A 25,081-nucleotide genomic window follows, 5' to 3' on the forward strand; every position below is an offset into this window, starting at 1 on the left:
CTGACCCCATATCGTTGGGGCCAGGCCCGATTTTGCCTCTTGACAATGTCCTGCTCATATTAAAAGGAACGTCCCCAGATGCCGAATCCGCAGCTATAGCAGGCCAAAGTGCTTGGCGGCGTTGTAGATGCCGTCGTCGTCTACGGCGGTCGTTACGTAGGTCGCTGCGGCCTTCACGGTATCCTGCGCGTTGCCCATGGCCACGCTCGTGCCCACGGCCGAGAACATCGACAGGTCGTTCTCGCCGTCGCCAAAAGCGATCGCCTCGCTCGCGTCGATATCCAGCCGCTCCAGCGTCGCCGCGACACCCAGGTCCTTGCCGCCGTTAGCGGGAATAATATCGCAGAACAGGTCACACCAGCGCGTGGTGAGCGAATGCGACACCGCATCGGTCACGATATGCTCGTCGGCCGGGTCCACAAAGGCGCAAAACTGGTAGACCGGCGCGTCAAAGGCGTGCTCAAACGGCTCCTCGTGGTAGACGATTCCCGCGTTGCTGCCAGCCGTCACCACGCGCTCGGACAGGCGGTTCACAAACGAGTTCTCGCCCTGCATGCACAGCGAATCGTAGCGCCCCTGCGCCACCTGGTCCACGATCACCGCAACGTCGTCCGGATCGATCGGGCAGCTACGGTAAACGCCCTCAGCATCAAAGCAGTGCTGGCCCGAAAGCGTAATGTACGCATCCCAGCCCAAGTCGAGCAGCCAATCGGGCATCTGGTAGGTCGGGCGACCCGTGGCGATCACGCACGCAATCCCCTGCTCGCGAAAGCTGTCGAGCACCTGCTGCGCCGACGCCGGAATCCGGTGCGTCTTAAAGCTCAGCAGTGTGCCGTCGATATCGAAAAACGCGGCCTTGATCATCCTCGCCTACTCCTCGCCCTCGAGCTTTTCGCTCGCCTCGAGCCACGCCATCTCAAGCTCGTCCATGGCGGCGTGGGCCTCGTCGATCTTTGCCTGCTGCTCGCCGAGCGCCGTGTAGTTGGTGGGATCGACCTGGGCCATGGCGGCCTCGGCCTCCTCCACGCGAGCGCGCTGCGTCTCCATCTTGCGCTCGAGCGAGCTCACCTCGCGGCGGAGCTTCTGGCGTTCGGCGTTGGAAAGGCCATTGGGCTGCCCGCTCGTCTTAGGCTTTTCGGCCGCAACCGCTGCGGCACCGGTGTCGAACGTGCCGGTCTTGGCACTCGGCGCGCCCACGGGCTCGCCCTCGGCGGTGGCGTTGCACAGGCGCAGGTACTGGTCCACGCCGCCGGGCATATGCGTCAGGTGGCCGTCAAGCAGTGCCCACTGTTGGTCGGTCACGCGCTCCATGAGGAAACGGTCGTGCGTCACCAGGATCAGCGTGCCCGGCCAGCCATCGAGCAGGTCCTCGACAATCGCCAGCATGTCGGTATCGAGGTCGTTGCCTGGCTCGTCCAGGATGAGCACGTTGGGCTCGTCCAGAATCGTCAGCAGCAGCGACAGGCGACGGCGCTGGCCGCCCGAAAGATCGCCGATGCGGCTCCAGAGCTGCTGCGTCGTAAAGCCCAGGCGCTCGCAAAGCTTCTCGGGCGAGGTCTCCTTGCCGTCGATGACGTAATACTTCTTATAGTTGCCGAGCACCTCGCGAATCGTGTCACCCATGTAGGGTTCGAGCTCCTCGAGCTGCTGCGACAGCACACCAAAGCGCACTGTCTGGCCAATCTTCACGCGGCCGCGCGTGGGCTCAATCTTGCCCTGGATCACGTCGAGCAAGGTCGACTTGCCGGCGCCGTTCTCGCCCAAAAGACCATAGCGGTCGCCCGCGCCGATAAGCCAGGTCACGTCGGAGAGCACCTGCTTGGGCGCGCCGTCGGTATCCGCATAGCCGGCATCAACGTCGATCACGTCGATGACCTGCTTGCCTAGGCGGCTCACGGCGAGGCGCTTGAGCTCCAGCTCGTCGCGCACGGGCGGCACGTCGGCGATCAGCTCGCGAGCAGCCTCAACGCGAAACTTGGGCTTGGTGGAACGAGCCTGGGCACCGCGGCTCAGCCACGCGAGCTCCTTGCGCGCCATGTTGCGGCGGCGCTCCTCGGTGACGGCGGCCATGCGGTCGCGCTCTACGCGCTGAAGGATATATGCCGAGTAGCCGCCCTCGAAGGGGTCGACCTGGCCGTCGTGGACCTCCCACATGCTAGTGCAGACCTCGTCCAAGAACCAGCGATCGTGCGTGACCACGAGCATGGCGCCCTGACCGCGCTGCCAGCGGGCCTTTAAGTGACGCGCGAGCCAGTTGATGGTGCGCATGTCCAGGTGGTTGGTGGGCTCGTCGAGCATGAGCACGTCGTAGTCGCCGATCAGCAGGCGCGCGAGGTCCACGCGACGGCGTTGGCCGCCCGAAAGCTCGCCCACCGTGCCCTCCCAGGGAACATCGCTAATGAGACCGGCGAGGATCTGGCGCGTACGCGGACTCGAGGCCCACTCGTACTCGGGCGTGTCGCCCACGACGGCATGATGCACGGTGTCGGTATCGGCCAGGTTGTCCTTTTGGCCGAGCAGACCGATCGTGGTGCCGCGGCGATGTGTCACGCGGCCGTCGTCGGGCTCCAGCGTGCCGGCGAGCACGCTCAGCAGCGTCGACTTGCCGTCGCCGTTTTTACCGACAATACCAATGCGGTCGCCCTCGCCCACGCCGAGCGTCACGCTATCGAAAATATGCTTGGTGGGAAACTCTAGGCTGACGGAATCGCATCCCAAAAGAATCGCCATATGCCCTGCTCCTTCGTAGAAATTCAACGTTGTCCATGATAGCAGCGAAAAGGCAGGCCGCACACGACACAAAAAGGCGGGCCATCTCCCGCAAGAGATGACCCGCCTCTCCAATCAGTCCCGCGGCAACCATAGCCGCCACGGGCCTCAAGCATGTCCCGGACTAGGAGAACATGCCGGTGAGGTAATCGTTCAGCCGCTTGTCCTTGGGCCGTTGGAATATCTCGTCGGTCTCGTCGTACTCGACCATATCGCCCATGTAGAAGAACGCCGTGCGGTTGGACACGCGCGACGCCTGCTCCATGTTGTGCGTCACGATGACAATGGCGCGCTCGGCAACGATCGACGACATAAGGTCCTCGATCGCCAGCGTCGAGATGGGGTCGAGCGCCGAGCAGGGTTCGTCGAACAGAATCACGTCGGGGTTGAGCGCCAGCGTGCGCGCGATGCACAGACGCTGCTGCTGGCCGCCCGAAAGCGCGTAGGCACTCTTGTCGAGCTTGTCCTTGACCTCGTCCCACAGCGCCGCGCCGCGCAGACTCTCCTCGACCATGCGGTCGAGCTCGTCGCGGTCGGTGATGCCGTGGCGCTTAGGCGCAAACGTGATGTTGTCGCGAATGGACTTGCGGAAGGGGTTGGGCTGCTGGAACACCATGCCAATGGACCTACGCAGCTCGTAGGTGTTCTCGGTCTTGGTGTTCACGTTGCGCCCGCGGTAGTTGATCTCACCCTCCACGCGGCAACCGTGAATCTCGCGATTCATCAGGTTGAGGCTGCGCAAAAAGGTCGACTTACCGCAGCCCGAAGGCCCGATGAGCGCCGTGATCTCGCCCTTGTGAAAATCAAGCGACGTATTGTGCAGCGCATGGTGGTCGCCATAGTACACGTTGACGTCCTTGGTGGAGAGCACGACCTCGTCGCTCACGGCCTTGCCGCTCGCGCGCACGCGCTTCTCGCTCTCCCCCACGCTCGACAAAAAGTCCTGGGTCTCGGACGATGCCGCCTCAGTTGCGGGCGTTGCATTTATCTCGCTCATTCGGCCGTCATCTTCCTTGCCAGTTGTTTGCCCACGATACGGGCGACTACGTTAAACAGCAGCACGCAAATCATCAGCAGCGCCGCGGTGCCCCAAACGATCTGCTGGGCCTCGGGGCTGCCCTCGCCATAGATCTTGTAGATGTGCACGGCGAGCGACTCACCGGGGCGGAACACGTTCCAGGCGCAGGTGGGGCTCGACAGGTTAAAGCTCAAGAAGTTCAGACGCACCGGCGAGCTCATGCCCGAGGTAAAGAGCAGCGCCGCGGCCTCGCCAAAGACGCGGCCGGCCGAAAGCACGATGCCGGTCACGATGGCGGGCATGGCCTCGGGAATCAGGATGTGCAGCGTGGCCTCCCAGCGGGTAAGGCCCATGGCCAGGCATGCATCGCGCTGGGCCTGTGGCACGTCCTCGAGCGCCTGCTGAATCACGCGCACCAGAATGGGGATATTGAACATGGTGAGCGTGACGGCGCCGGAGATGATGGAGTACTTCCAGCCCAGCTGCACCGAGAACACCAGGAAGCCAAACATGCCGACGACGATGGAAGGCAGCGAGGACAGCGTCTCGATGGCGGTAGAGGCGATGTCGCGGATAGGGCCGTTCGGCGCGTACTCAACCAGGAAGACCGCTCCGCCTAGGCTGATGGGCACCGAGATGATCAGAGTGATCAGCAGCAGGTAGAACGAGTCGAACAGCTGGTAGAGCACGCCGCCCTGCGTTCCGTTGGCGCGCGACGGCTCTGTGAGAAAGCCCGGCTGGAACAGCGTCGAGATGCCCTCGAACAGGATATAGGCCACCATGGAGATGACGATGAGCATGACGATGGCGACGATCGCCGTCAGCACGCCCGTGGCGATGCGATCCTGCTTTTGGACACGCCCGAGCCTCGCCTCGTCGATGTGGATGCGCGTGCTAGCCACGAGCCTTCGCCCCCTTGCGGCCAATGAGATGGATGATCAGGATGAAGATGAGGCTCATGCCCATCAGCAGCAGACCGAGTGCCCACAGGACGTCGTCCTGGGCCGAGCCCTCGGCGTAGACCGCCATGGACGTGGTGAGCGTGGTGGTGATGGTCGAAGCCGGCGACAGCAGCGACGTCGGCATGGCCTCGATGCCGCCGATGACCATGCGCACGGCGAGCGTCTCGCCAAAGGCGCGGGTCATGCCCAAGATAACCGCGGTCATGAGCGACGGCATGGCGGACTTGAGCACCACGTGCCAGATGGTCTGCCAGCGGGTGTAGCCCAGCGCGAGCGAGCCCTGTCGGTAGCCGTCGGGCACGGCGCGCAGGCCATCGACCGAAAGCGTGGTCATCGTCGGCAGAATCATGACCGCCAGCACGATGGCGCCGGGCAAGATGCCCAGGCCCGTGCTCACGTGGAAAACGCTCTTCATAAGACCGACGACCACGTGAAAACCGATCAGGCCAAAGACGACCGAGGGGATGCCGGTCAAAAGCTCAATGAGCGGCTGAAAGATCTTAGAGCCAAACTTAGGGCTAATCTCGACCGCAAAGATGGCAGAGCCGATGGCGATGGGCAGCGCGATAAGCGTGGAGAGTACCATGACCGCAAACGAGGTGACGATCAGGGGCAGGGCGCCGGTATAGGGCAGGCCGTTTTCGGCTGTGTTGGCCAGGTCCCACTTGGTGCCGGTGAAAAACTCGACGACCGAGACGCCGTCCTTGACAAAAGCCGAGAGGCCCTTTTGGGCGACCATAAAGATGAGCGCGGCAACGACAAGCGTCACGAGCGCTACGCACGCGCCCGTGACGCCCAGGCCCACGTTCTCAAGGTCGCGCTTTGGCAGCTGTTTTGCCATTGCAAACCTTTCCGGGGCGATTACTTATTTAGCAGAGACCTTGCCGCTGGCGTCCTTGACGACCTTCATGGCAGAGACGGGGATGAAGCCCTGCTCCTCGACGAGCTTGCCCTGGACGTCGTCGGAAAGCATGAACTCTAGGAAGGCCTTGGTGGCCTCGTCGGCGTCCTTGGAGCAGTACATGTGCTCGGTAGCCCAGATCTTGAAGGAGTCGTCGGTGACGTTTGCGCTCTTGGGCTCCACGCCCTCGACCTTGATGGCGTTGAACTTGGAGTCATCGAAGTGCGAGAAGTCGAGGTAGGAGATGGCATTGTCGGTGCTGCCCATCTGAGTCTGAACGTCGCCGGACTTGTCGAGCTCGGCGTCGCCCTTAAAGTCGACAGCCTCGTCGCCAAAGACGGCAGCCTCGAAGGTGGCGCGGGTACCGGAGCCGGCCTTGCGGTTGAGAACGACGATAGTAGCGTCGTCGCCGCCGACCTCCTTCCAGTTGGTGATCTGGCCAGAGAAGATGCCCTTGAGCTGCTCGAGGGACAGATCGTCGACCGTCACGTTCTTGGAAACGACGGGGCCCATGCCCACGACGGCGACCTCGTGGTCGACGAGGTTCTTGACCTGGTCGGCCTCGAGCTTGGTCTCGGCGAAGACGTCGGAGTTACCGATGGTGACGGTGCCGGCGGCGACAGCGGTCAGGCCCTTGCCCGAACCGTTACCCGAGCCGGAGACGGAGACATCGGGGTTGGCGTCCATGAACTTCTCGGCAGCGGCCTCGACGAGAGCCTGGAACGAAGAGGCACCGTCGTAGGTCACCTCGCCGGAGACGGACTCGGCAGCAGCGACGCTACCCTTGTCGGCGGCATCGGATGCGCCGGAGCCGCCGCACCCAACGAGACCGAGACCGACGATGCTGGCAAGACCACCAGCGAGGCCGAGGAACTGACGACGAGAATAAGCCTGATCGAGCATGATCTTCCTTTCATACATGCGACTCGCGGGCACCCCGCCCGCTTTGCTGTTTGGAAAGATACGACCCCGATCGGGCGACGACCGCCTTATCTGCGGTTTCTTACGGGCTATTGATAGACCCTTACCGCAAGCTCTGCCCAGCCTTTACAAACGGATAACAATCCAGCGCCGAACATGGCGCACCTTTTACACCAAAGGAACGTCCCCAATGACTACCCCACCGCAACAGAAAAAGCCCGGGCAAAAGCACCGGGCTCGTAATGCAAGTTTGTATCCAAGCAGGATATAGGGGTTTCCCAGGTGCCCGAGATTACCCCGAAAGAGGAGCGCCGCGTATTTTGGTACGCAAGCGACGGTTTGAGGGGCAAGGTCGGGTGCCTGGGGAAGCCCTACAGTTCAAGTTCGTTGAGGCGCAGGATCGCCACGATATAAATCTTGAGCGCCTGCTTGAGCTGGTCCTCGTTGGCGCACTCGTTGGGACCGTGCATCTGGCCGCCCCACTCGGGCAGCTCCAGGCCGGTCTCCTCGGGGCCAAACGAGACGGCGCGGGCAAAGTTGCGCGCGTACGTGCCGCCGCCCATAGCAAAGGGCTCAGCATGCTTGCCCGTAAACTCGTTATAGGTATCAATAAGCGCCTTCACGGCCGGATCGTCGGCAGACACCGAGAACGGCACCTTAGCGCGACCCAGCTGACACGTCACGCCAAAACGGCCCACGAGCGGGTCGAGCTGCTCGCGGATGGTATCGGCACTCGTACTGTCGGGGAAGCGCACGTCGATGACCTGCTCAATATGGCCATCCGCCACACGGATGACGCCAGCGTTGCAGGTAAGCGGGCCAAACGCCGGACTCGTCGCATCGATACCTAGGCCGCGGCCATAGGCATCCGCATGCACAAAGGCCAGGAACTTGACGAACTCGTGCTCGGCAGGCGTCAGCAGACGCTCGTCGCGTGCACCAAACGCGTCCTCGGCCTCGCGCAGATACGCCACGATCAGGCCGACGGCGTTGATGGTGCCCTCAGGCATCGAAGCGTGGCCGCCAATACCGTGGGCGAAAATCTGCGCATGCCCGTTATCAAGCGCCGTGATCTCCAGGCGGTCGGCGTTCTCAACGGGCGCCGGCAGCTCATCGGCGGCAATCGCGAGCTCGCAGATGGACTGCGACGGAATGGCGTTGCTCGCCTCGGCACCGCTCCAGGACACAATGCGCCCGCCGTCGATCTTGGGGCTCACAAACGTCGCCCCAAACTGGCCCTTCTCGGCATTGCAGACCGGGAACTCGGCATCGGGCGTAAACAAAAAGTCGGGGTCTGCGTTGTTCTCCAGATAATGGTGAACGTCGGACATGCCCACTTCCTCATCGCAGCCCAGCAGCGCGCGGAAGGTGTAGCGCGGAACAATGCCGTGCTTGAGCAAGTAGGCGCCGGCGTAGAGTGACAATACCGCCGGGCCCTTGTCGTCAATCACGCCGCGACCGAGCAGCCAGCCCTCGCGGCGCTCCATGGTGAACGGGTCGGTGTTCCAGCCAGGGCCGGCGGGAACCACGTCCACGTGGCAGATAGTCGCGAGCTGTTTGTCGCCGCGGCCCGGGATATCGGCGATTCCCACATAGCCCTCGTCGTCGCTCGTCTGATAGCCGAGCTTCTGCGCGATGCCGAGCGCGCAATCGAGCGCGTCACGGACCGGGCGGCCAAACGGCGCGCCGGGCTCCGCATCGGCAGAAACTGCCACGGACGGATAACTCACCAGCTGCTCGATATCGGCGACGACATCCTCCCAGACCTCGTCGACATACTCGGCAACGCTCTGCTCCACCTGATTCATGGACGACCTCCTTACCAATGAGCGGCGAGCGTGCCCGCCCCTCACATCAAATACCTATATAGCGAAAAGTTTAGCAAGCTCGGCCACCGAGTGCACCACTGCATCGGCACCCGCCGCCTCGTGCTCGCCCGGCGCCGCCGCGCCCGAATAGATACCAATGCACGGCACGCTCATCGCGTGCGCGCCCTCGACGTCGTTAAAGCGATCGCCGATCATCACGGCATCGCCCGCGGCCGCACCCAAGGCCGCCAACGCGTCGCGGACCGAATCGGCCTTGGTCTCGCGCCCCTGCGGCGGATTCATGCCAACCACCGCCTCAAACTGAGAAAGTCCCAGCTCTCCCACCATGTCAACGCACTTTGCCTCCATGCGCGACGTCGCCACGGCCAAGCGCTTGCCCTGGGCGACCAACCCATCCAGCAGCTCGGGGATCCCGTCAAACACGGGATACTCCTCCGGTCCCAGCTCGTCAAAAAAGGCGCGGTACTCGTCGGCCACCACAAGCGACTCCTCGCGGGAGAAGCCATAAAAGTCGTGAAAACTCTTCCACAGGGGCGGCCCGATCATGCGACGCAGGTCACCCATCTGCGCCTCCGAAAACCCGCGTGCAGCCAGCGTCTTGCGCGTCGAGGTCATCACCGCCCGACCCGTATCGGCCACCGTGCCATCAAAATCAAACAGCACGACCGGCCGTTTGCATATCTCCAGCGCCTCCATCGGCATCCCTCTTCCCCAGTTGACGATTTCCACACCGACACTTCAAACTGTTGACTATTCAACAATTGAACCTAGAAATGTGGAACGACTCCACTATACTTGTCGCACTTTGCTCTCAGAAGGCGGCGCCGTCGCGCCCCAACGAAAGGTGCAATTATGTCTTTTGCCATCATAACCGACTCCACGTCGGACATCTCCCCCGCCCGCGCCCAAGAGCTCGGCATTTACGTGATTCCGCTGCATGTGATTATCGAGGGCGAGGACCTGCTCGACCAGGTGCAGATTACCGCCCAAGAGTACGTCGCCCGCATGGCCGGCTCCGAGCAGCTGCCGCACACCTCGCAGCCGAGTGCCGGCGAGTTCAAGGAACTCTTTGACCGCGTGCGCGCCGACGGCCACGATAGCGCCATCTTTATCTCGCTGTGCAGCGAGTGGTCCGCCTGCTACGCCAACGCCAGCCTGACGGCCGAGACGCACGAGCTCGACGTGCGCTGCATCGACTCGCGCACCGGCTCGGGCGCCGAGGGCCTGCTGGTAGAGTACGCGCTGGCCATGCGCGAGGACGGCCGCAGCCTGGACGAGACCGAGGCGCAGATCCGCGCGACGCTGCCCGACGCCCACCTGCTGCTGATTCCCCGCACGCTCGAGAATCTCGTTAAGAACGGCCGCGCGCCCAAGCTCGCCGGCCAGCTCACGCAAATGCTCAACATTCGCCTGGCCGTTTCGCCGGAGTGGAAATCGGGCGAGATCAAGGCCATAAAAAAGGGCCGCGGTGCCAAGCGCATCGTTACCAACACCATGGCCGATTGCCTCGCATTTTTGGCCGAGTATCCGGGCTCCAGCGTGCGCGTGCTCACGACCGGCGCCGCCGAGGAGCAGGAGCTTGTCAACGAGGCACTCGCGGGTCAGGATTACGTAGACGCCGGCACCGGCCCCATCGGCTGCACCATCGCCACCCACGTAGGCGTCGACGCCATCGCCATCAGCTACTGCCCCCGCTACCAGCCAACTCACTAGGGACGCCCACATCAGTTGCGGTGGAATAGGGACTGTTTTTGGCTTATTAGCCGCCAATCAATCCCTATTCCACCGCAACTTAGAAGCAGTTCATTTGGGACGGGGCTAAAAAGACTGGTATCAAACGTTTCAGACCAGTCTTTTAGCCCCGTCCCATTTTACCTACCCTACATCAGCCCGCTCAGGGCGATGTCGACGGCTTCGTTGAGGTCGTCGGTGATGTGGACAAGGTCTGGATCGAGTGGGCTGATCATGCCGGCATCCATCACCGGGCCGTTGAGCCAGTCGAACAGGCCCCTCGCGGTACCCACTGGACAAAAAATGGCAAATATGAGTACCGCCACCAAATTAGTAGCAGCAAAATCTCGCCGGAATTGATCATTTCGATCAATTCCACGTCTTGCCAAGGCTCAAAATTCCGTGTTTAGTGGGTTAGATATATAGAATAATGTGGAATTGGTATTCTATTCTTACCAAATGTTATGAGACTACATTAACAACAGTACTCATATTTGACGTTATTTGACCACGGAGTCATTCGAGGACCCCTCCCCACGCCGCCAACACGCCCCATAGCCGCCAAAACACCTTTAACAACAGCCGCCGCACGTTTTGGCACCGGCTAATTGCCACTCACGGATCGGTACCCCACTATTACCGAACCAAAATCGAAGTCGCATATCTCATAAAGCTGAAATGACGTACCCTCATCCCAATGAACGCTGACAAGAATGGCATTCAAATGAGCAACGCCGTGCATCAATACGCCCTTTTCGGGAACGCCTTATTCAAACTCAATAAAACGGTTGTCCACGCTTCAGATCCGCGTAAGCAGATCGTAATCTGTAGCAACGGTCCAGACATCCGTTACGCAACACTCGAAGAATGGGACAAAGCCGGCAAATCTTTCGGCGAACGTGCACAGACCGAGGGCATCGTTACCAGCGCGAGCCCAGCGCGCGACAAACTCGAGCTCTTTCGCAATCTTTTTACCGGCCGCAAAGATGTGCACGCTCACGGGTATCGCAGAAAAGACGGGGGCATCGGCTATACACCCGCCTGCGCAAATGAGTGGAAGCCAGGCATTTGCCCCAAAGCAAACCATCACAGAATTAAATGCGCTGAATGTCGCAGCCGCACATTCCTTGAGCTGAACGATGCCGCCATTATCGCCCATTTCAAAGGCAGCGACGACAGGCTCCGGGACGTCATAGGTCAATATGTTCTCGACAAAGACTGCAACACAAATGTCCTTGTCATTGATTTTGACAAAGCCGATTGGAAAGAAGCGACAAACGCTATCAGGCTTGTCGTAAAAAACCATGGAATTAACGCTGCGGTCGAGCGATCAAGGTCAGGCAACGGCGCGCATATCTGGTTTTTCTTCCTAGAACCTATAAACGCAAAGACAGCACGAGATTTCGGTAGCTGCCTTATCGCCGAAGCAGCGGCACTCAACAAGACAATCACCTTCGAAGCCTTTGACCGAATGATACCCGCGCAGTCCACCATTCCTGAAGGCGGCTTTGGAAATCTCATTGCGCTGCCCTTTCAGGGAAAAGCGCAGCGGGAAGGAAACAGCGTATTTGTTGACGAACGATTCGAGCCCTTTCCCGACCAATGGCTTTACCTTTCGCAAATCCAACTAATCTCGCGTGCGACGGTGGATCGTCTGATCGAGGACACCAAAAACAAACCGCTTGGAATAGCAACAGCTGCAGCGACAAACAAAACCAGGCGCAATGTCCAAAAGCCACGAAAGCGGCTCCCGCTCACGCCACGAGACTTCCCCTCGAACCTGCTCGTCACACAAGCCGATATGCTCTACATCCCCGAAAAGTCTCTGAGCCCGGCAGCTCAAATGGAAATCCGCAGGCTTGCGACATTTGCCAACCCGGAGTTCTTCCGTGCGCAATCTATGCATCAATCAGTATTCGGCAAACCGCGACTCATAGACCTCAGCGAACTTAGAGATGGCCGCGTCGCGATTCCCAGAGGCTGCAAAGCCCAACTTGAGCAGCTGATTCAAGAAGCCCACGTTACTGCCCATTATTCAGACGAACGTAGCACAGGCAATCCAATTGAGATGGCATTCAAAGGGACCCTTCATCCCGAACAGCAAATTGCCGCCGACCAGATGCTTGAATACGAAGACGGAATCATGTCTGCGCCAACGGGCTTCGGTAAAACCGTCATCGGAGCTTATCTTATTGCCGCCGTTGGTCTTCCGGCGCTCGTCATTGTTCCAAAGACCGCGCTCATAGCCCAATGGAAATCGCAGCTCGAACGATTTCTCGACATTACGGACACCAGAGAGCCGGTCCGAACGCCAAAAGGACGAATCAGCAAAAAGCAACCTCCCCTTATTGGACAAATCGGAGGGGGCAAAACCGCCGTCAGCGGCCTTATCGACGTCGCTTCCTTTCAGTCGCTATCTGGCAAAGACTCCCAAACCGGGGAGCCGATAGTTAAGAACCTTGTTCGTAATTACGGCCTCATTATCTGCGACGAATGCCACCATGCTGCCGCGCCACAGCTCGAGCTCGTCCTCAAGTCCGCTCCAGCCAAATATATATATGGCCTCTCCGCGACACCCGAGCGCTCCGACGGACTCACGCGGGCGCTCTCGATGCTCTGCGGCCCGCTTCGCTATGTCATCGATCCAAAAACGCAGGCAATTCAGCAGGGCATCCAGCGCATCGTTCGACCGAGATTTACCGGCATTCGGCTATCCGCCTACGAGCCGGATGCAAGCTTCAATCAGATTCTCGATATGCTGTGTGCACATGCGGCAAGAAACGAATTGATTGTCGATGACGCCCTCGAAGCAGCGTCAAACGGTCGACATCCGCTCATACTATCCAAAAGGAAAAAGCATGCTGAGGAACTGTTCAGGTTGCTTAATGATCGCAGACACGAGCCCATACTCTTAACCGGAGAAATCGGCGCCAAAGAAAGAAAAGCGATACTGAACAGTCTTCCCGGCTTTGAGCATGAACATCGAATCATCGTCGCCACCGAAAGCCTTCTGAGCGAGGGCTTCGATCTGTCCTACCTTGACACCCTTTTCATTGCCACGCCGATATCTTGGGACGGCAGCGTAACGCAGCAGGTGGGCAGACTGCATAGAAGCCACGAGGGCAAGCAACAGGTTGAGATATTCGACTACATTGACCTGTCGATACCCATGCTCGCCCGCATGTACCAGAAAAGACTCAAGACGTACGCCAAGTTGGGGTACGAAATTTATTCAGCAGAGGACAGCGAGCAACCCGATTACAACATTCTCATAGAGCCGGCAAACGCTATTGAGGCATTAATTAAAGACATCACCGGTGCCACAAAGAGTGCCTTCATAGCCGCATCCTACGCATCCGCCGCATGCCTCACGAAACTCACCACCACACTCGCAGGCGCAGCCGCCCGTGGGATTACCCTTGAGGTTTATGTTGCCTCACCTCCGCGCGATGACGCGAAAGCGATTTTTGCCGAGATGAACGTCGACTATTCCGTCAAGGCCAAAGGGCGGTTGTGCGCGGCCGTGATTGACGAGGAAACTGTCTGGTACGGGACTATCCCGCTGCTGGCATTCCCCAAGAAAGAAGACCGCAGCATCCGTTTCAAAAGCAACGAAGTCGCCGCTGAGTTTTTGAGCGAAATCCAGCAATGAGGAGAACCGGGGGCCGCAGCAGCGAACGGGGCGCCCACATCAGTTGCGGTGAAATAGGGACTGTTTTTGGCCAATCGACCGCAAATCAGTCCCTATTCCACCGCAACTTGGAAATCGGCGATCAGCCCAGCGGACCCTGAAACAGTTCCTCATGCGAGCCCATTCTCACCAGCCTAATCACTGGGTTAGTCTTATGGGGAAGATAAAGAACGACCACATCGACCAAGCCATCGGATAGGTGGAAATCGATGTGGCCGTTGTAGTTTCCGCCCGGGTTTGAGAGCTCGTGGGCGCCATACTCCGCCGGAAGTGACCCATGAGCCACAAGCTCCGCAACCGCCGCTTTAAACTCACTTTTTAGCTGCGGATGCATGCGCATCGTTCGTTTGTAGTCCACCTTAAATTGAGCCTCGACTTTAATCTCGAACATCGCTATTCCTCATCGAGGAATGACATAAGCTCATCAGCGTTATTGAATGACAGGCTATCGTCCGGCAAAATCCCCAACTCATGAGCCTCTGCGACCACCATGGCACGCCTCGTCGCCTCGTTGGGCACCTCCGCCCTTCCTACAATCTCAAAAGGAATCTTTCGCTGATTTACCAGCTGCCGAACGGCAAGATTGAGATAGGAATTGAGGCTGAGGCCGACCGAATCCAAGAACTCAGTCGCCTGCTCCTTGAGCCCCTCTTCGATTCGAACCGTCGTAGGCTTAACTGTTGCTGTAGACATTTGCGACCTCCTCGCCCTCGTCTTTTACACCAGTATACCCAATATAAATGGCAATCTGATGTTAGATAACATCAGATTGCCATGCGTATTCATGTCGCGTGAGCACGATTGATCTACATCAACCCGCTGAGCGCAATGTCGACGGCTTCGTTGAGGTCGTCGGTGATGTGTACCAGATCCGGATCGAGCGGGCTGATCATACCGGCGTCCATCACCGGACCGTTAAGCCAGTCAAATAGGCCCTGCCAGTACTCGCTGCCTACCAGCACAAGCGGCATGCGCTTGACCTTGTGCGTTTGCACCAGCGTGAGCACCTCGAACATCTCGTCGAGCGTACCAAAACCACCGGGAAACACAATAGCGCCCGAGCTGTATTTGACGAACATGGTCTTGCGCACAAAGAAGTAGCGGAAGTCCATACCGAGGTTTACGTATTTGTTGAGCCCCTGCTCGTGCGGCAATTCAATGCCCAAGCCAACTGACTTGCCGTTGACACTCGCCGCTCCCCTGTTGGCCGCTTCCATGATGCCGGGGCCGCCACCGGTGATGACCGCCACGCCACGTTGCGCGATCTTGCGCCCGACGGTACGCGCCGCCTTGTAGAGCGGATCGGTCTTAGGCGTGCGGGCGCTGCCGAAGATGGTCACTGCAGGACCAAGCTCTGCAAGCGCGCCAAAGCCATCGACAAACTCTGCCTGAATGCGCAGCACGCGCCACGGATCGGCATGCAACCAGTCGGTCGACTCCTCGGGCGCCAACAGGTTGGCGTAGGTGTTGTCCTTAGGAATCATGGGACCGCGCATGACCACGGGGCCACGCCGATACGTCTCGTCGTAGGCCGGCTCGCCCTCGACGTTCTCATTCTTAATCATGGGTGCTCCTATCGAGAAAAAGAAAACGGGCGGGGTCGAAGCCATGCGCCAAACACCCGCCCGAACATCAACTATTCGGTATGGTACCCACGATGCATCAAGTGCTTGCAAGCTATCGGTCAGCGGTCGTGCGGCCGGTGTCAGCAAATGTGACGACCGGCCGCCGCTCGCCCCTTGCCGTTGCCCGCGCTCTGCAAGCGCCCGCGCCGCTCTTAGTAGTCCACCGCCGCAGGGCTGTTCATCCAGTCGCTCACAAACGCGCCGTAGCGGCCCTCGATAATGGCCTGGCGGGCACGCTGCATAAGGTTGAGCAGGTAGTAGATGTTGTGCATCGAAAGCAGGATGCCGCCGAGCATCTCCTTCTGCGTGACCATGTGGCGAACGAGCGCGCGGCTGTAGCCGCCCGTGCACACCGGGCAGGTGCAGGTGGGGTCGATGGGGCCGTCGTCGTGCGCAAAACGCGCGTTGCGGAAGTTAAGGCGACCTTCACTGGAGAACGCCGTACCCATGCGGCCGGTGCGCGTCGGCAGCACACAGTCGAACATGTCGATGCCCACGCCCACGCCGCGCACGAGCGTGGTCGGATTGCCGACACCCATCAGGTAGCGCGGCTTGTGCTTGGGCATGTACTCACTCGCGAGCGGCGCCAGGGTCTCGAACATGGTCTCGTGGTCCTCGCCCACCGAGTAGCCACCGATGCCGTAACCGGGGAAGTCGCCGCACTCTTCCAGATGGCGCAGCGAACGCAGGCGCAGGTCCAGATGCATGCCACCCTGGACGATGCCAAAGAGTGCCTGATCATCGCGGGTGTGTGCCTTATAGCAGCGCTCGGCCCACATACTCGACAGCTCGACGGCGCGCTCGACATAGGCACGCGTGGCGGGATAGCCGGGGCATTGATCGAGCTGCATGCAGATGTCGGAGCCGAGCTTCATGGCGATTTCCATGTTGTCCTCGGGCGTCCAGAATACGTGGCGACCGTCGTAATCGTTGACGATAAAGCGCACACCCTCGTCGGTGAGCTTGACGGCGTCGTTATGGCTGAACACCTGGAAGCCGCCCGAGTCGGTAAGAATGGGGCCATGCCAGTTCATAAACTTGTGCAGTCCGCCCAGCTCGGCGATGGTGTCCTCGCCGGGACGCATGGACAGGTGATAGGTGTTGGCAAGCACGATCTGGGCGCCGAGCTGTTTAACGGTCTCGGTAGGAATGCCCTTGACGTTTGCCTTGGTGCCCACGGGCATAAAGATTGGCGTCTCGATGTCGCCGTGCGGGGTGTGCAGCACGCCGGCACGCGCATGCGTCGTCGGGTCCTCTGCGATCAGGTCGAATTTAAAAAGGCTCTGGTCCATAAACTGGAACTCCTTGGTTGCGGTTCATACGCAAACCATTATACGGGCAACCCGCAAAGAGCACCGACTCGACAGAAACTGATGCATTAAACGACTAGTTGTTGGGGACACTCTTCAGCGCCATCTTGCAAAGGAGCGTCCCAATCTGCCGGCACTTAGGGACTGTCCCCAAGTGCCGGCAAGAGTGTCCCTTATGACTAGTCATTTAAGAACGTCCCCAACGACTACGAGATCATCTCCAACAGCCAAGGCAACGCCGATGCTCTGGCGACGTCAGCGAGCGGTCGCCCTGGTGACCGCGCAGCGTCGAGCCGTTACGCGGTTTGGAAAAACCGCGTAACCCCTAAGGACGCTGGCCCATGCCACCCTCGAGGGTGACGGTCTCGCCGTTCATGTACTTAAAGTCGGGACCGCAGAGCTGAACGACCACGCGGCCGATTTCCTTCTCGACGTCGCCGTAGTGACCAGCCGGCGGCATGTGGACGTTGGCCTTGAACGCCTCGGGATAGGCATCCTGGAAGTTCTCGAGCGCAGCGGTCCAAGCAAGCGGGCAAACGATATTGACGTTGATGCCGTCCTTGCCCCACTCGTTGGCGGCAACGCGGGTCAGGCCGCGGATGCCCTCCTTGGCGGCAGCATAGCTGCACTGGCCATAGTTGCCAAACAGGCCGGCGCCCGAGGCAAAGTTGACCACGGAGCCCTTGGTCTCCTTCAGGTGCGGATAGGCCTTCTGCATGTACAGATAGGTAGCATACAGACCGGAGTAAATGGCCAGGTTAAACTGGTCCATGGTGTGATCGGCGATGGTCACGCCCGAGGCGCTGGCCTGAGCATTGTTGACGACGGCGTCGATGCGGCCGAACTCCTCAATGGCCTTGTCGATGACGTTCTGGACGACGGCCTCGTTGTCCTGACCAGCCGAGACATCGGCCTGAACAGGCAGAACCTTGACGCCGTACTCGGCCTCGAGAGACTCCTTGGCGGCCTCGAGCTTGGCAACGTTGCGGCCGGTGATGACGAGGTTCGCGCCCTCCTTGGCAAATGCGATATCGATGCCGTAGCCGATGGAGCCAGCGGAACCGTCCTTGAGCGTGGCCTTGCCGCCGCCGGTGACGATCACGGTCTTACCAGTGAAAAGTCCCATACAAAGTCCTTTCAAATCGCGACGGGCACGCCCGCCGACTGCGCGTGTCCAACTTCACGCGCCAAAAGCTGAGATGCAACTTTAGCGTGTTCAAGCGAAAATAAAAGACCGCGGTAGGCGAACGGCACCACGTCGTTCGGCGAAGGGATTGTCAAGTGCAAACTGGATAAAGCGGCCGAGTTATTGTTATCAGATCGAGCCATCGAACACGTTTTGAAACTTTGCTGCGGCGCGCGGGATGTCGGCGCGAGACTTTATCATAGGGTGACAAACAACGATGAGGAGCACATGCCTATGACAGACGAGCTGGACCCCCAGACTCAACAGCATATTGATGATTCCGCAGACGTCACCGCAGATACTGACGCTGTGACCTGCGATGGTATCGACATCGACGACCCCATCTTGGACGAAAGCGCTACGGCGGAAACCCCCGAAACAGAAAACGCCGATGAGCAAAACGACGATGCGCCCGCTCAGGACGACGTCCCGCAAGCAGCGGGCCCCATCGAGGTGTCTTCGGAAGAAGAGCTCGATGCCGTCATGGACTCCATGATGGACGCCGTCAAAGCGATGAAAGACGCCGTGTCCGATGCCGATATTGATGCCGAGGAAGAGGAGGCTGCCGAGGCCGCCTCGACCTTTGTGCCCGGCGAGACTCCGGTTGCCGACCAGGGCAGCACCATGCCCTCGTTTCTGCAGCTCGAGCACCCCACGATTGGCGCCGATGCGGTCGATCCGCACGCAGCAGGCTTTTCTGTGGTCGAGGGCGGTACCGGCAATATCGCCGCGCCGCAGGCTGCCGATGCGGACGCTGCCGACACCGCTCGCCCGACCGCCCCGCACTCCCCCGCCGCGAGCCGCGATCTGGGGACCGCTGTCTCGAACACTGCGAACGCCGTGGGCACCTTTATCGCCCAGGGTGCCTCGGCCATGCGCGAGATGAACGCCGCGAAAAAGGCACTTGCCGATGCCCGCGCCCACCTGGCCGAACTTGAGCAGCGCATTGCCGATCAGGCCGAGGAACTCGAGACGCGCCAGGATATCGCAGGCCGCTACGAGCAGATCGTCGCCGACCAGCGTCAGGCGATCGCCACAGCGCAAAAGACCGCTGCGGCAGCCGAAATCGATCGCGATGTCCATGCTTCCAAAGTAGCAGAGCTCAAGGGTCAGCTCGAACAAATGAAGACAGAGGATGACGCGACCGAGCTCCGCCTGAAGGCCGCGCTCGATGCCGTGGAGGCCCGCGAGGCGAGCTCGCGCGAGACCGGCAACCGCCTCGTTCGCCGTCTTGAGGATTCCAAGCGCATCCGCGACAAGGTGCAGGCCGAGCGAGACGCCGGCATTGCCGCCGCACAACAAACCGTCGACGCCACGCGCGCCCAGCTCGAGACACTGCGTCATGAGTATGCCGAGCTGCAACGCAATCCCTCGGCAAATCCCGCCAACTATACGGTGCGCACTAGCGAGCTCTCGATGCAGATCTCCGACACGGCAGATGCCCTGCGTAAAGCCGAAGAAGATGTCCCGCGTATCACCGCCGACCTTGAACACTCGCTTGCCGCAGCCGAGCAGGCCGTCGAACAGGCGCAGGCCCCCATTGCCGAAGCCAAACGCGTGCACCAAGCCGTGACGGCAGAGGCCGATGCCGCGCGCGACGAGCTGCAGACCGCAAAAACCGCCGCTGCAACGCGCCAGCGCGAACTGCGCGAGAAGATCGCCGCCGAGGACAAGGCACGCCGCGACCAAGAGCAGAGCATCGCCAACGCCCAAGCAGATGCCGCACATGCGCAGTCGATCATCGAACAGGCGAACGAAGTACACGACCACCCAGAGATTACTGAGTCGCTTGCAGGGTCCTTGGCCCGAGACAAAGCCGAACACGCCGAGACCGAGCGCGAAGTCGCCCAGCTCGAGGCCACCGAGGACGCGGTGCGCGAGCGTACCCGCGACTCACGCATCAAATTCACCGGCGCCATCGTCTGCATCGTCGCCGCAATCCTGGTGATCATCCTAGTCTGGCTGTTCGCGAGCAAGTAAACCAGCTGCCAAAAAACGCTCAACGCAGTTGCGGTGAGATAGTTCCTGTTTAGCCCTCAAAAAGCCAATTTAAGAACTATCTCACCGCAACTTATTAGATTGATGCAAGGCAATCTATCCCTCTTGCACCAATCTCTTGACATAAGGAGTGTCCCCAAGTGCCAAGTGCCCAATGACTACTCAACAACCACGGCAACACCGATGTAATGGCAGAGTCAGCGAGCGGGTCGCATTTGAGACAAGGTGACGTGAAACGAAAGGGCGCTGACCTTCTGGTCGCGCCCTTGAAGTTGAACGTCAGATTGTCCAAATGCGGCCCGCGCAGCGTCGACCGGTTACGGCGTTTGTAAAACGCCGTAACCTACAAGATGAGCATGGCGTCGCCAAAGCTGAAGAAGCGGTAGCGCTCCTCGATGGCAGCGGCGTAGGCATCCATGATCTGGTCGCGGGTGGCAAGCGCGCTTACGAGCATCATGAGCGTGGAGCGCGGCACGTGGAAGTTCGTGATCAGCGCGTCTACCACGTGATAGGTCGAGCCGGGCATGAGGTAGAGCTGCGTCGTGGCGTTCTCGCGCACCACGATGTCACCGCGGCCAAGCGTGTCGGCTCCGTCCTCGCGGCCTTCAAAATAGCGCGCCGTCACGGCCGGATCGAACACCGGTGCCTCAGCGTCAAAGGCGCTTTCGAGCGAGCGCACCGCCGTGGTGCCGACGGCGATCACACGATGGCCCTCGGCCTTCGCCTTATGCACAGCGTCGACAACCTCCTGCGACACGTGGTAGCGCTCGGTGTGCATCACGTGCTGTGTAGGGTCGTCCTCCTCCACCAGACGGAAGGTATCGATACCCACCTCAAGCTCGACGGCGGCAAACTTCGCACCCTTGGCCTCGATAGCGGCCATGAGCTCGGGAGTAAAGTGAAGACCCGCCGTAGGAGCGGCAGCCGAGTGCTCCTCCTTCATGGCGTAGACGGTCTGGTACTTCTCGGGATCGCCCTCGTAATCGGTAATGTAGGGCGGCAGCGGCACGTGGCCGGCAGCGTGGATGGCCTCGTCGAGCGTGCGCGGGTCGCCGGCGGCATTGCAACCGGCCGGCTCAAAGCGCACCAGACGGCCACCGCGGCTATCGGTAACAAAGTCGACGACCTCGGCCGTCAACACCACGGGCGCGCCCTCGGGCGCATGGGCGCCGCCCGCACGATACTCAATCTGAGCACCGGGCTTCAGGCGCTTACCCGGCTTGACCAGGCACTCCCAAACGTGACCCAGCGGATCCACATCCTCGCGGCGCTTGAGCAGCAGCGTCTCGACCACGCCGCCCGAGCCGGCCTTGCGACCGATCAGGCGGGCCGGCATCACGCGCGTCTTGTTGATGACGAGCACGTCGCCCGGCTCGATATAGTCGATGATGTCGCGGAAGATGCGGTGCTCAACGGTACCGCCGTGCTCCAACGGCGTTCCCGCCTGGGAGCCCTTGCGATCCACCACCAGCAGGCGGCAGGAGTCGCGCGGCTCGGCTGGAGCCTGGGCGATCAGTTCCTCAGGAAGGTTGTAGTCAAAATCATCGGTACGCATAGACACGTCGGATACTCCTTATATAGCTAAAGTCCGCTCTACATCCTAGCAGGCTGCCAGCCCAAATGAACTACTTTTTGGCGGCTTTGCGCTCGTCGCGGATGCGGGCGCGGTCCATGGCCGCCTCGACGGCCGAGAATCGGCAGCCGCAGTAGTTCTGCCGATACATGCCCAGCTCGCGCGAACGACGCGTGGCCTCGGGGTAATACGGACGAAAATCACGAATCACCGGAGTGAGACCGCGGGCGGCAGCCAGACGCTCCAACACATCATTGCAGGTTTCGAACAACTGATACGGCGAGACGGCGAGCGTCGTGCCCACAAACTCAAACCCGCGCTCCTGGGCCACACGGCACGCCTCGGCCAGACGCAGGGCATAGCATGCGCGACAGCGACGGGCTCGATCGGCGCCCAGCGGGGCCACGCCGGCCTCCCAGCGCTCCCGGTCCTCCCCCGCCTCGATAAGCTCGATGTCGCCATCGGCACACCACCGGCGCAGCTCGTCCAAACGCCGCTGCCATTCATCGTGCGGCTGAATATTGGGGTTTGTCCAGCAGATTGTGGGCTCAAATCCTTCCTCGCGCAGCAGGCGGACCGGCTCAAGAGAGCACGGCGCACAGCAGGCGTGCAACAACAACGGCTTCATCGACATCTCCTCACCCGAAAAAGCGCACGCCGAAGGACGTGTCCTCGCAGGCGACAATGCGGCGGTCGCGCAAAATGGTCCGCACGTAATACCAGTCGCCCACACAGCCCGACAAATGCAAGCCGGCCGCCAGGTAGCACAGCAGCGGATAGCCCGAGAACGCAAACCCCAGGGCAAACGCTGTCGTCACAACAACCGTCGGTGCCAGGCAAACCGCCACGTACCGCCGGCGAGAATACACAACGCCTTCGGCGCAGGCATAGATCATCGCTGTCTCGCGATTCGCCCCAAAGGTCACCTTCGCGCCCGCAGGCGCCAGCAGCTTAAAAAACACACCGTGCACCAGCTCGTGCACGGCAAATGACGCCGCAGAAACCGCAGCCAAGCCGACTATCCAGCCCACGACAGCCATCCAGCCGCCCGCGTCAGCCGCATCCAAGTCTGCAGGCCCGCCCAGCAGCATAAACACCGGTACCAAGCACACGGCAAACACGCCGACGACGACCATCCCCCACACGAAGCAAGCGTGCAGAAATTCCTCGTCCTCAAACGCATGTATGTTGGAAATCTCATTCATAGCATCTTAGGATAGCGCCCCTGCCACGTACCCGTCCGCATGTGCGATAATGTCGAACGATATGCACGAATTGACCACCGCGTCGCCAGGCCTTGCGCCCGGCCGCGCTCTCACCATATGCGAAGGAGTCCCATGGCATCCAAATACTCCATGAACGACCGTCCCAGCTGGCCTCGCCGCGCCATCGTTACCGCCGGCGAGCCCTATGGCAACAAGGGCCTTCACTTTGGCCACGTTGGCGGCGTCTTTGTCCCGGCCGACTTCTTCGCCCGCTTCCTGCGCGACCGTCTGGGCCGCGAGAACGTCATCTTCACCTCGGGCACCGACTGCTATGGCTCGCCCATCATGGAGAGTTACCGCAAGCTCAAGGAGAACGAAGGCTACGATAAGTCCATCAGCGAGTATGTCGAGTCCAATCACTCCCGCCAGGCCGCGACCCTCAACAACTACAACATCAGCTGTGACATCTACGGCGGCTCGGGCCTTGAGCCGGCTGCGCAGATTCACAACGAGGTGACCGCCGAGATTATCAAGCGCCTGCACGAGCAGGGCACCATCTCCAAGCGCTCCACGCTGCAGTTCTACGATGCCAAGGCCGGCACGTTCCTCAACGGCCGTCAGGTGATCGGCCGCTGCCCCATCCAGGGCTGCAAGTCTGAGAAGGCTTATGCCGACGAGTGCGACCTGGGCCACCAGTTTGAGCCCGAGGAGCTCATCGCGCCCAAAAGCCAGCTCACCGGCGAGGTGCCCGAGCTGCGCCCGGTCGACAACCTCTACTTCGACCTGCCGGCCTACCTCGACTTTATGAAAACCTATACCGCCAAGCTCGCCCAGAACCCGCAGGTTCGCTCCGTGGTCTCCAAGACCATGGAAGAGTGGCTGCTGCCGGCTCAGCTCTACATCCAGAACAAGTTCCGCGAGGCCTTCGATGCCGTCGAGGATCAGCTTCCCGAGCACACCGTGCTGGAGCCCGAGGGCAACAAGAGCAGCTTTACCGTCACCTTCCCCAGCTGGAAGGAGCGCGACGATGCCCACGCGGTGCTCGCCAACGGCGGCGTGCGCTTCCGCAGCGGCAAGGCGCTCGTACCCTTCCGCATCACCGGCAACATCGACTGGGGCGTTCCGGTGCCCGAGGTCGATGGCGTCTCCGACGTCACCTGCTGGTGCTGGCCCGAGAGCCTGTGGGCTCCCATCAGCTATACGCGCACCGTGCTCGCACGCGATGCCAAGGCCGCCGGCGTGACCGAGGGCGTCGCCGCCCAGGATGCCGCCCTCATGGGCGAGCCCGCCGCCGATTCCACGCAGGTCCCCGCGCCCACCTACCAGCACAGCTCGCTCGACTGGCGCGACTGGTGGTGCTCGGATGACGCACAGATCTACCAGTTCATTGGCCAGGACAACATCTACTTCTATTGCATCGCGCAGACCGCCATGTGGGAGGCCCTGGGTTGGAACCTCACGCAGAGCACCGTCAGCGCCTGCTACCACCTGCTCTACATGGGCAAAAAGGCAAGCTCGTCCTCGCAGACGCCTCCCCCGCCGGCAGACGACCTGCTCAACCACTACACCTGCGAGCAGATGCGCGCGCACTGGCTGTCGCTCGGCCTGTCCGAGAAGCCGGTGAGCTTTAGCCCCAAGGCATACGACACCCGCGTGACCAGCAAGGACAAGGACGGCAACGAGGTGCACGCCTGCGACGACAAGCGCGTCATCGATCCGGCCCTTAAGGAAAGCGCCCTTTTGACCGGCGTCTTCAACCGCCTGGCCCGCAGCTGCTTCTACGGCGTCGCCGTCAAGGAGGGCGACGAGAGCCCCTATCGCAACGGTTGCATCCCCGCCGGCGCCGCCTCGGCCACCGTGGTGGAGGCCGCCGAGCAGGCCGCCCTCGCGTTTGAGCAGGCCATGTACAAGTTCGAGACGCACCGCGCGCTCGCTGTGTGCGACGACTACCTGCGCGCCGCCAACAAGCGCTGGAGCGACGCCTCCAAGGCTGCCAACAAGCTTGAGGGCGAGCAAGCCAATACCGCGATGACGCAGGCCCTCGTCGACGCCTTCACCGAGCTGCGCGTGGCGACCGTGCTCATGCACGGCATCGTGCCGGCCGGCTGCGAGCTCATCTGCGAGTACTTCGACGTTGACCCGGTCGCCTTCTTTAGCTGGGATAACATCTTCGCCTCCACGGATGAGTTTGTGGAGAGCTTGGGCGAGAAGCCCGGCGAGCACCGAGTGAAGCCGCTGCCCCCGCGCTTCGACTTCTTTAGCAAGCACGAGAGCCAGTACTAAAGCACGCCTGCAGCAACGCGCCCGGGAATGATTATTCTGGGACGGGGATTAAAAAATCATTCCCGGGCGCCACAGTACA

21 protein-coding genes are annotated in these 25,081 nt (G+C 60.7%); 4 read left to right on the plus strand and 17 right to left on the minus strand.

Annotation, left to right across the window (positions count from 1 at the left end):
- Positions 1-93: 93 nt before the first annotated feature.
- The 8 genes from I1969_RS09525 to I1969_RS09560 all read right to left on the minus strand — a co-directional run bounded on the left by I1969_RS09525 (position 94) and on the right by I1969_RS09560 (position 9,096).
- The gene (locus I1969_RS09525; RefSeq protein ID WP_195234893.1) at positions 94-864 is read right to left on the minus strand and encodes a Cof-type HAD-IIB family hydrolase; all 771 of its coding nucleotides are present in this window, start codon (positions 862-864) and stop codon (positions 94-96) included.
- Between the two features lie 6 nt (positions 865-870).
- Entirely contained in the window at positions 871-2,730 is a 1,860-nt protein-coding gene (locus I1969_RS09530; RefSeq protein WP_195234895.1) for an ABC-F family ATP-binding cassette domain-containing protein, read from the minus strand.
- A 163-nt stretch (positions 2,731-2,893) separates the two neighbouring features.
- Positions 2,894-3,766, minus strand: a complete 873-nt coding sequence (pstB, locus tag I1969_RS09535) for a phosphate ABC transporter ATP-binding protein PstB (RefSeq protein ID WP_229028383.1) — start codon at positions 3,764-3,766, stop codon at positions 2,894-2,896.
- Entirely contained in the window at positions 3,763-4,689 is a 927-nt protein-coding gene (gene pstA, locus I1969_RS09540) for a phosphate ABC transporter permease PstA (RefSeq protein WP_195234897.1), read from the minus strand. Before pstA ends, pstB begins: the two co-directional genes overlap by 4 nt.
- Positions 4,682-5,590, minus strand: coding sequence for a phosphate ABC transporter permease subunit PstC (pstC, locus tag I1969_RS09545; RefSeq protein ID WP_006235426.1), 909 nt, complete (start codon positions 5,588-5,590; stop codon positions 4,682-4,684). The genes pstA and pstC overlap by 8 nt, the downstream gene beginning before the upstream one ends.
- A gap of 24 nt (positions 5,591-5,614) precedes the next feature.
- Positions 5,615-6,553 carry a phosphate ABC transporter substrate-binding protein gene (locus tag I1969_RS09550; RefSeq protein WP_195234899.1) on the minus strand — a complete coding sequence of 313 codons (939 nt, stop codon included), beginning with the start codon at positions 6,551-6,553 and terminating at the stop codon, positions 5,615-5,617.
- A gap of 389 nt (positions 6,554-6,942) precedes the next feature.
- Complete coding sequence (locus I1969_RS09555; RefSeq protein WP_195234901.1) at positions 6,943-8,379, minus strand: M20 family metallopeptidase; 1,437 nt, start codon at positions 8,377-8,379, stop codon at positions 6,943-6,945.
- A gap of 54 nt (positions 8,380-8,433) precedes the next feature.
- On the minus strand, positions 8,434-9,096 hold the full coding sequence (locus I1969_RS09560; RefSeq protein ID WP_229028384.1) for an HAD hydrolase-like protein: 663 nt from the start codon (positions 9,094-9,096) through the stop codon (positions 8,434-8,436).
- A 156-nt stretch (positions 9,097-9,252) separates the two neighbouring features.
- Between I1969_RS09560 and I1969_RS09565 the strand changes: the two genes are divergently transcribed.
- Positions 9,253-10,113 carry a DegV family protein gene (locus I1969_RS09565; protein WP_138112862.1) on the plus strand — a complete coding sequence of 287 codons (861 nt, stop codon included), beginning with the start codon at positions 9,253-9,255 and terminating at the stop codon, positions 10,111-10,113.
- Positions 10,114-10,280: 167 nt separating this feature from the next.
- Here I1969_RS09565 and I1969_RS11135 read toward each other — a convergent pair whose 3' ends face one another.
- A complete protein-coding gene (locus tag I1969_RS11135) occupies positions 10,281-10,520 on the minus strand; it encodes a hypothetical protein (RefSeq protein WP_199409509.1) in 240 nt (79 codons plus the stop codon).
- A 335-nt stretch (positions 10,521-10,855) separates the two neighbouring features.
- Between I1969_RS11135 and I1969_RS09575 the strand changes: the two genes are divergently transcribed.
- Positions 10,856-13,783 carry a TOTE conflict system archaeo-eukaryotic primase domain-containing protein gene (locus I1969_RS09575; RefSeq protein WP_195234903.1) on the plus strand — a complete coding sequence of 976 codons (2,928 nt, stop codon included), beginning with the start codon at positions 10,856-10,858 and terminating at the stop codon, positions 13,781-13,783.
- Positions 13,784-13,904: 121 nt separating this feature from the next.
- Here the strand turns inward: I1969_RS09575 and I1969_RS09580 are convergent, their stop codons facing one another.
- From I1969_RS09580 to I1969_RS09600, 5 genes are all read right to left on the minus strand, one after another.
- Positions 13,905-14,213 (minus strand): type II toxin-antitoxin system RelE/ParE family toxin, encoded by a 309-nt coding sequence (locus I1969_RS09580; RefSeq protein ID WP_195234905.1) that lies wholly within the window; start codon positions 14,211-14,213, stop codon positions 13,905-13,907.
- Positions 14,214-14,215: 2 nt separating this feature from the next.
- Positions 14,216-14,515 (minus strand): type II toxin-antitoxin system RelB/DinJ family antitoxin, encoded by a 300-nt coding sequence (locus I1969_RS09585; protein WP_195234914.1) that lies wholly within the window; start codon positions 14,513-14,515, stop codon positions 14,216-14,218.
- 113 nt (positions 14,516-14,628) lie between these two features.
- Positions 14,629-15,387 (minus strand): LOG family protein, encoded by a 759-nt coding sequence (locus I1969_RS09590; protein ID WP_117842618.1) that lies wholly within the window; start codon positions 15,385-15,387, stop codon positions 14,629-14,631.
- Between the two features lie 212 nt (positions 15,388-15,599).
- Complete coding sequence (tgt, locus tag I1969_RS09595; RefSeq protein ID WP_195234921.1) at positions 15,600-16,739, minus strand: tRNA guanosine(34) transglycosylase Tgt; 1,140 nt, start codon at positions 16,737-16,739, stop codon at positions 15,600-15,602.
- 343 nt (positions 16,740-17,082) lie between these two features.
- Positions 17,083-17,883, minus strand: coding sequence for an SDR family NAD(P)-dependent oxidoreductase (locus I1969_RS09600; protein WP_006235414.1), 801 nt, complete (start codon positions 17,881-17,883; stop codon positions 17,083-17,085).
- A 294-nt stretch (positions 17,884-18,177) separates the two neighbouring features.
- On the opposite strand from I1969_RS09600, the gene I1969_RS09605 reads away from it, so the two are divergent.
- A complete protein-coding gene (locus I1969_RS09605; RefSeq protein WP_195234923.1) occupies positions 18,178-19,923 on the plus strand; it encodes a coiled-coil domain-containing protein in 1,746 nt (581 codons plus the stop codon).
- Between the two features lie 361 nt (positions 19,924-20,284).
- On the opposite strand, the gene queA is transcribed toward I1969_RS09605, so the two are convergent.
- The 3 genes from queA to I1969_RS09620 form a co-directional block, all read right to left on the minus strand.
- On the minus strand, positions 20,285-21,496 hold the full coding sequence (gene queA / locus I1969_RS09610; protein WP_195234947.1) for a tRNA preQ1(34) S-adenosylmethionine ribosyltransferase-isomerase QueA: 1,212 nt from the start codon (positions 21,494-21,496) through the stop codon (positions 20,285-20,287).
- 70 nt (positions 21,497-21,566) lie between these two features.
- Positions 21,567-22,142 (minus strand): epoxyqueuosine reductase QueH, encoded by a 576-nt coding sequence (locus I1969_RS09615; protein WP_161145511.1) that lies wholly within the window; start codon positions 22,140-22,142, stop codon positions 21,567-21,569.
- A gap of 10 nt (positions 22,143-22,152) precedes the next feature.
- Positions 22,153-22,719, minus strand: a complete 567-nt coding sequence (locus I1969_RS09620; RefSeq protein WP_195234925.1) for a DUF3267 domain-containing protein — start codon at positions 22,717-22,719, stop codon at positions 22,153-22,155.
- 132 nt (positions 22,720-22,851) lie between these two features.
- Here I1969_RS09620 and I1969_RS09625 point away from each other — a divergent pair, with 132 nt between their 5' ends.
- Entirely contained in the window at positions 22,852-25,002 is a 2,151-nt protein-coding gene (locus tag I1969_RS09625) for a methionine--tRNA ligase (RefSeq protein ID WP_195234927.1), read from the plus strand.
- The last annotated feature ends 79 nt before the right edge of the window (positions 25,003-25,081 follow it).

The organism is Collinsella aerofaciens (genome assembly GCF_015548375.1).
GTDB classification, from domain to species: Bacteria; Actinomycetota; Coriobacteriia; order Coriobacteriales; family Coriobacteriaceae; genus Collinsella; species Collinsella aerofaciens_AB.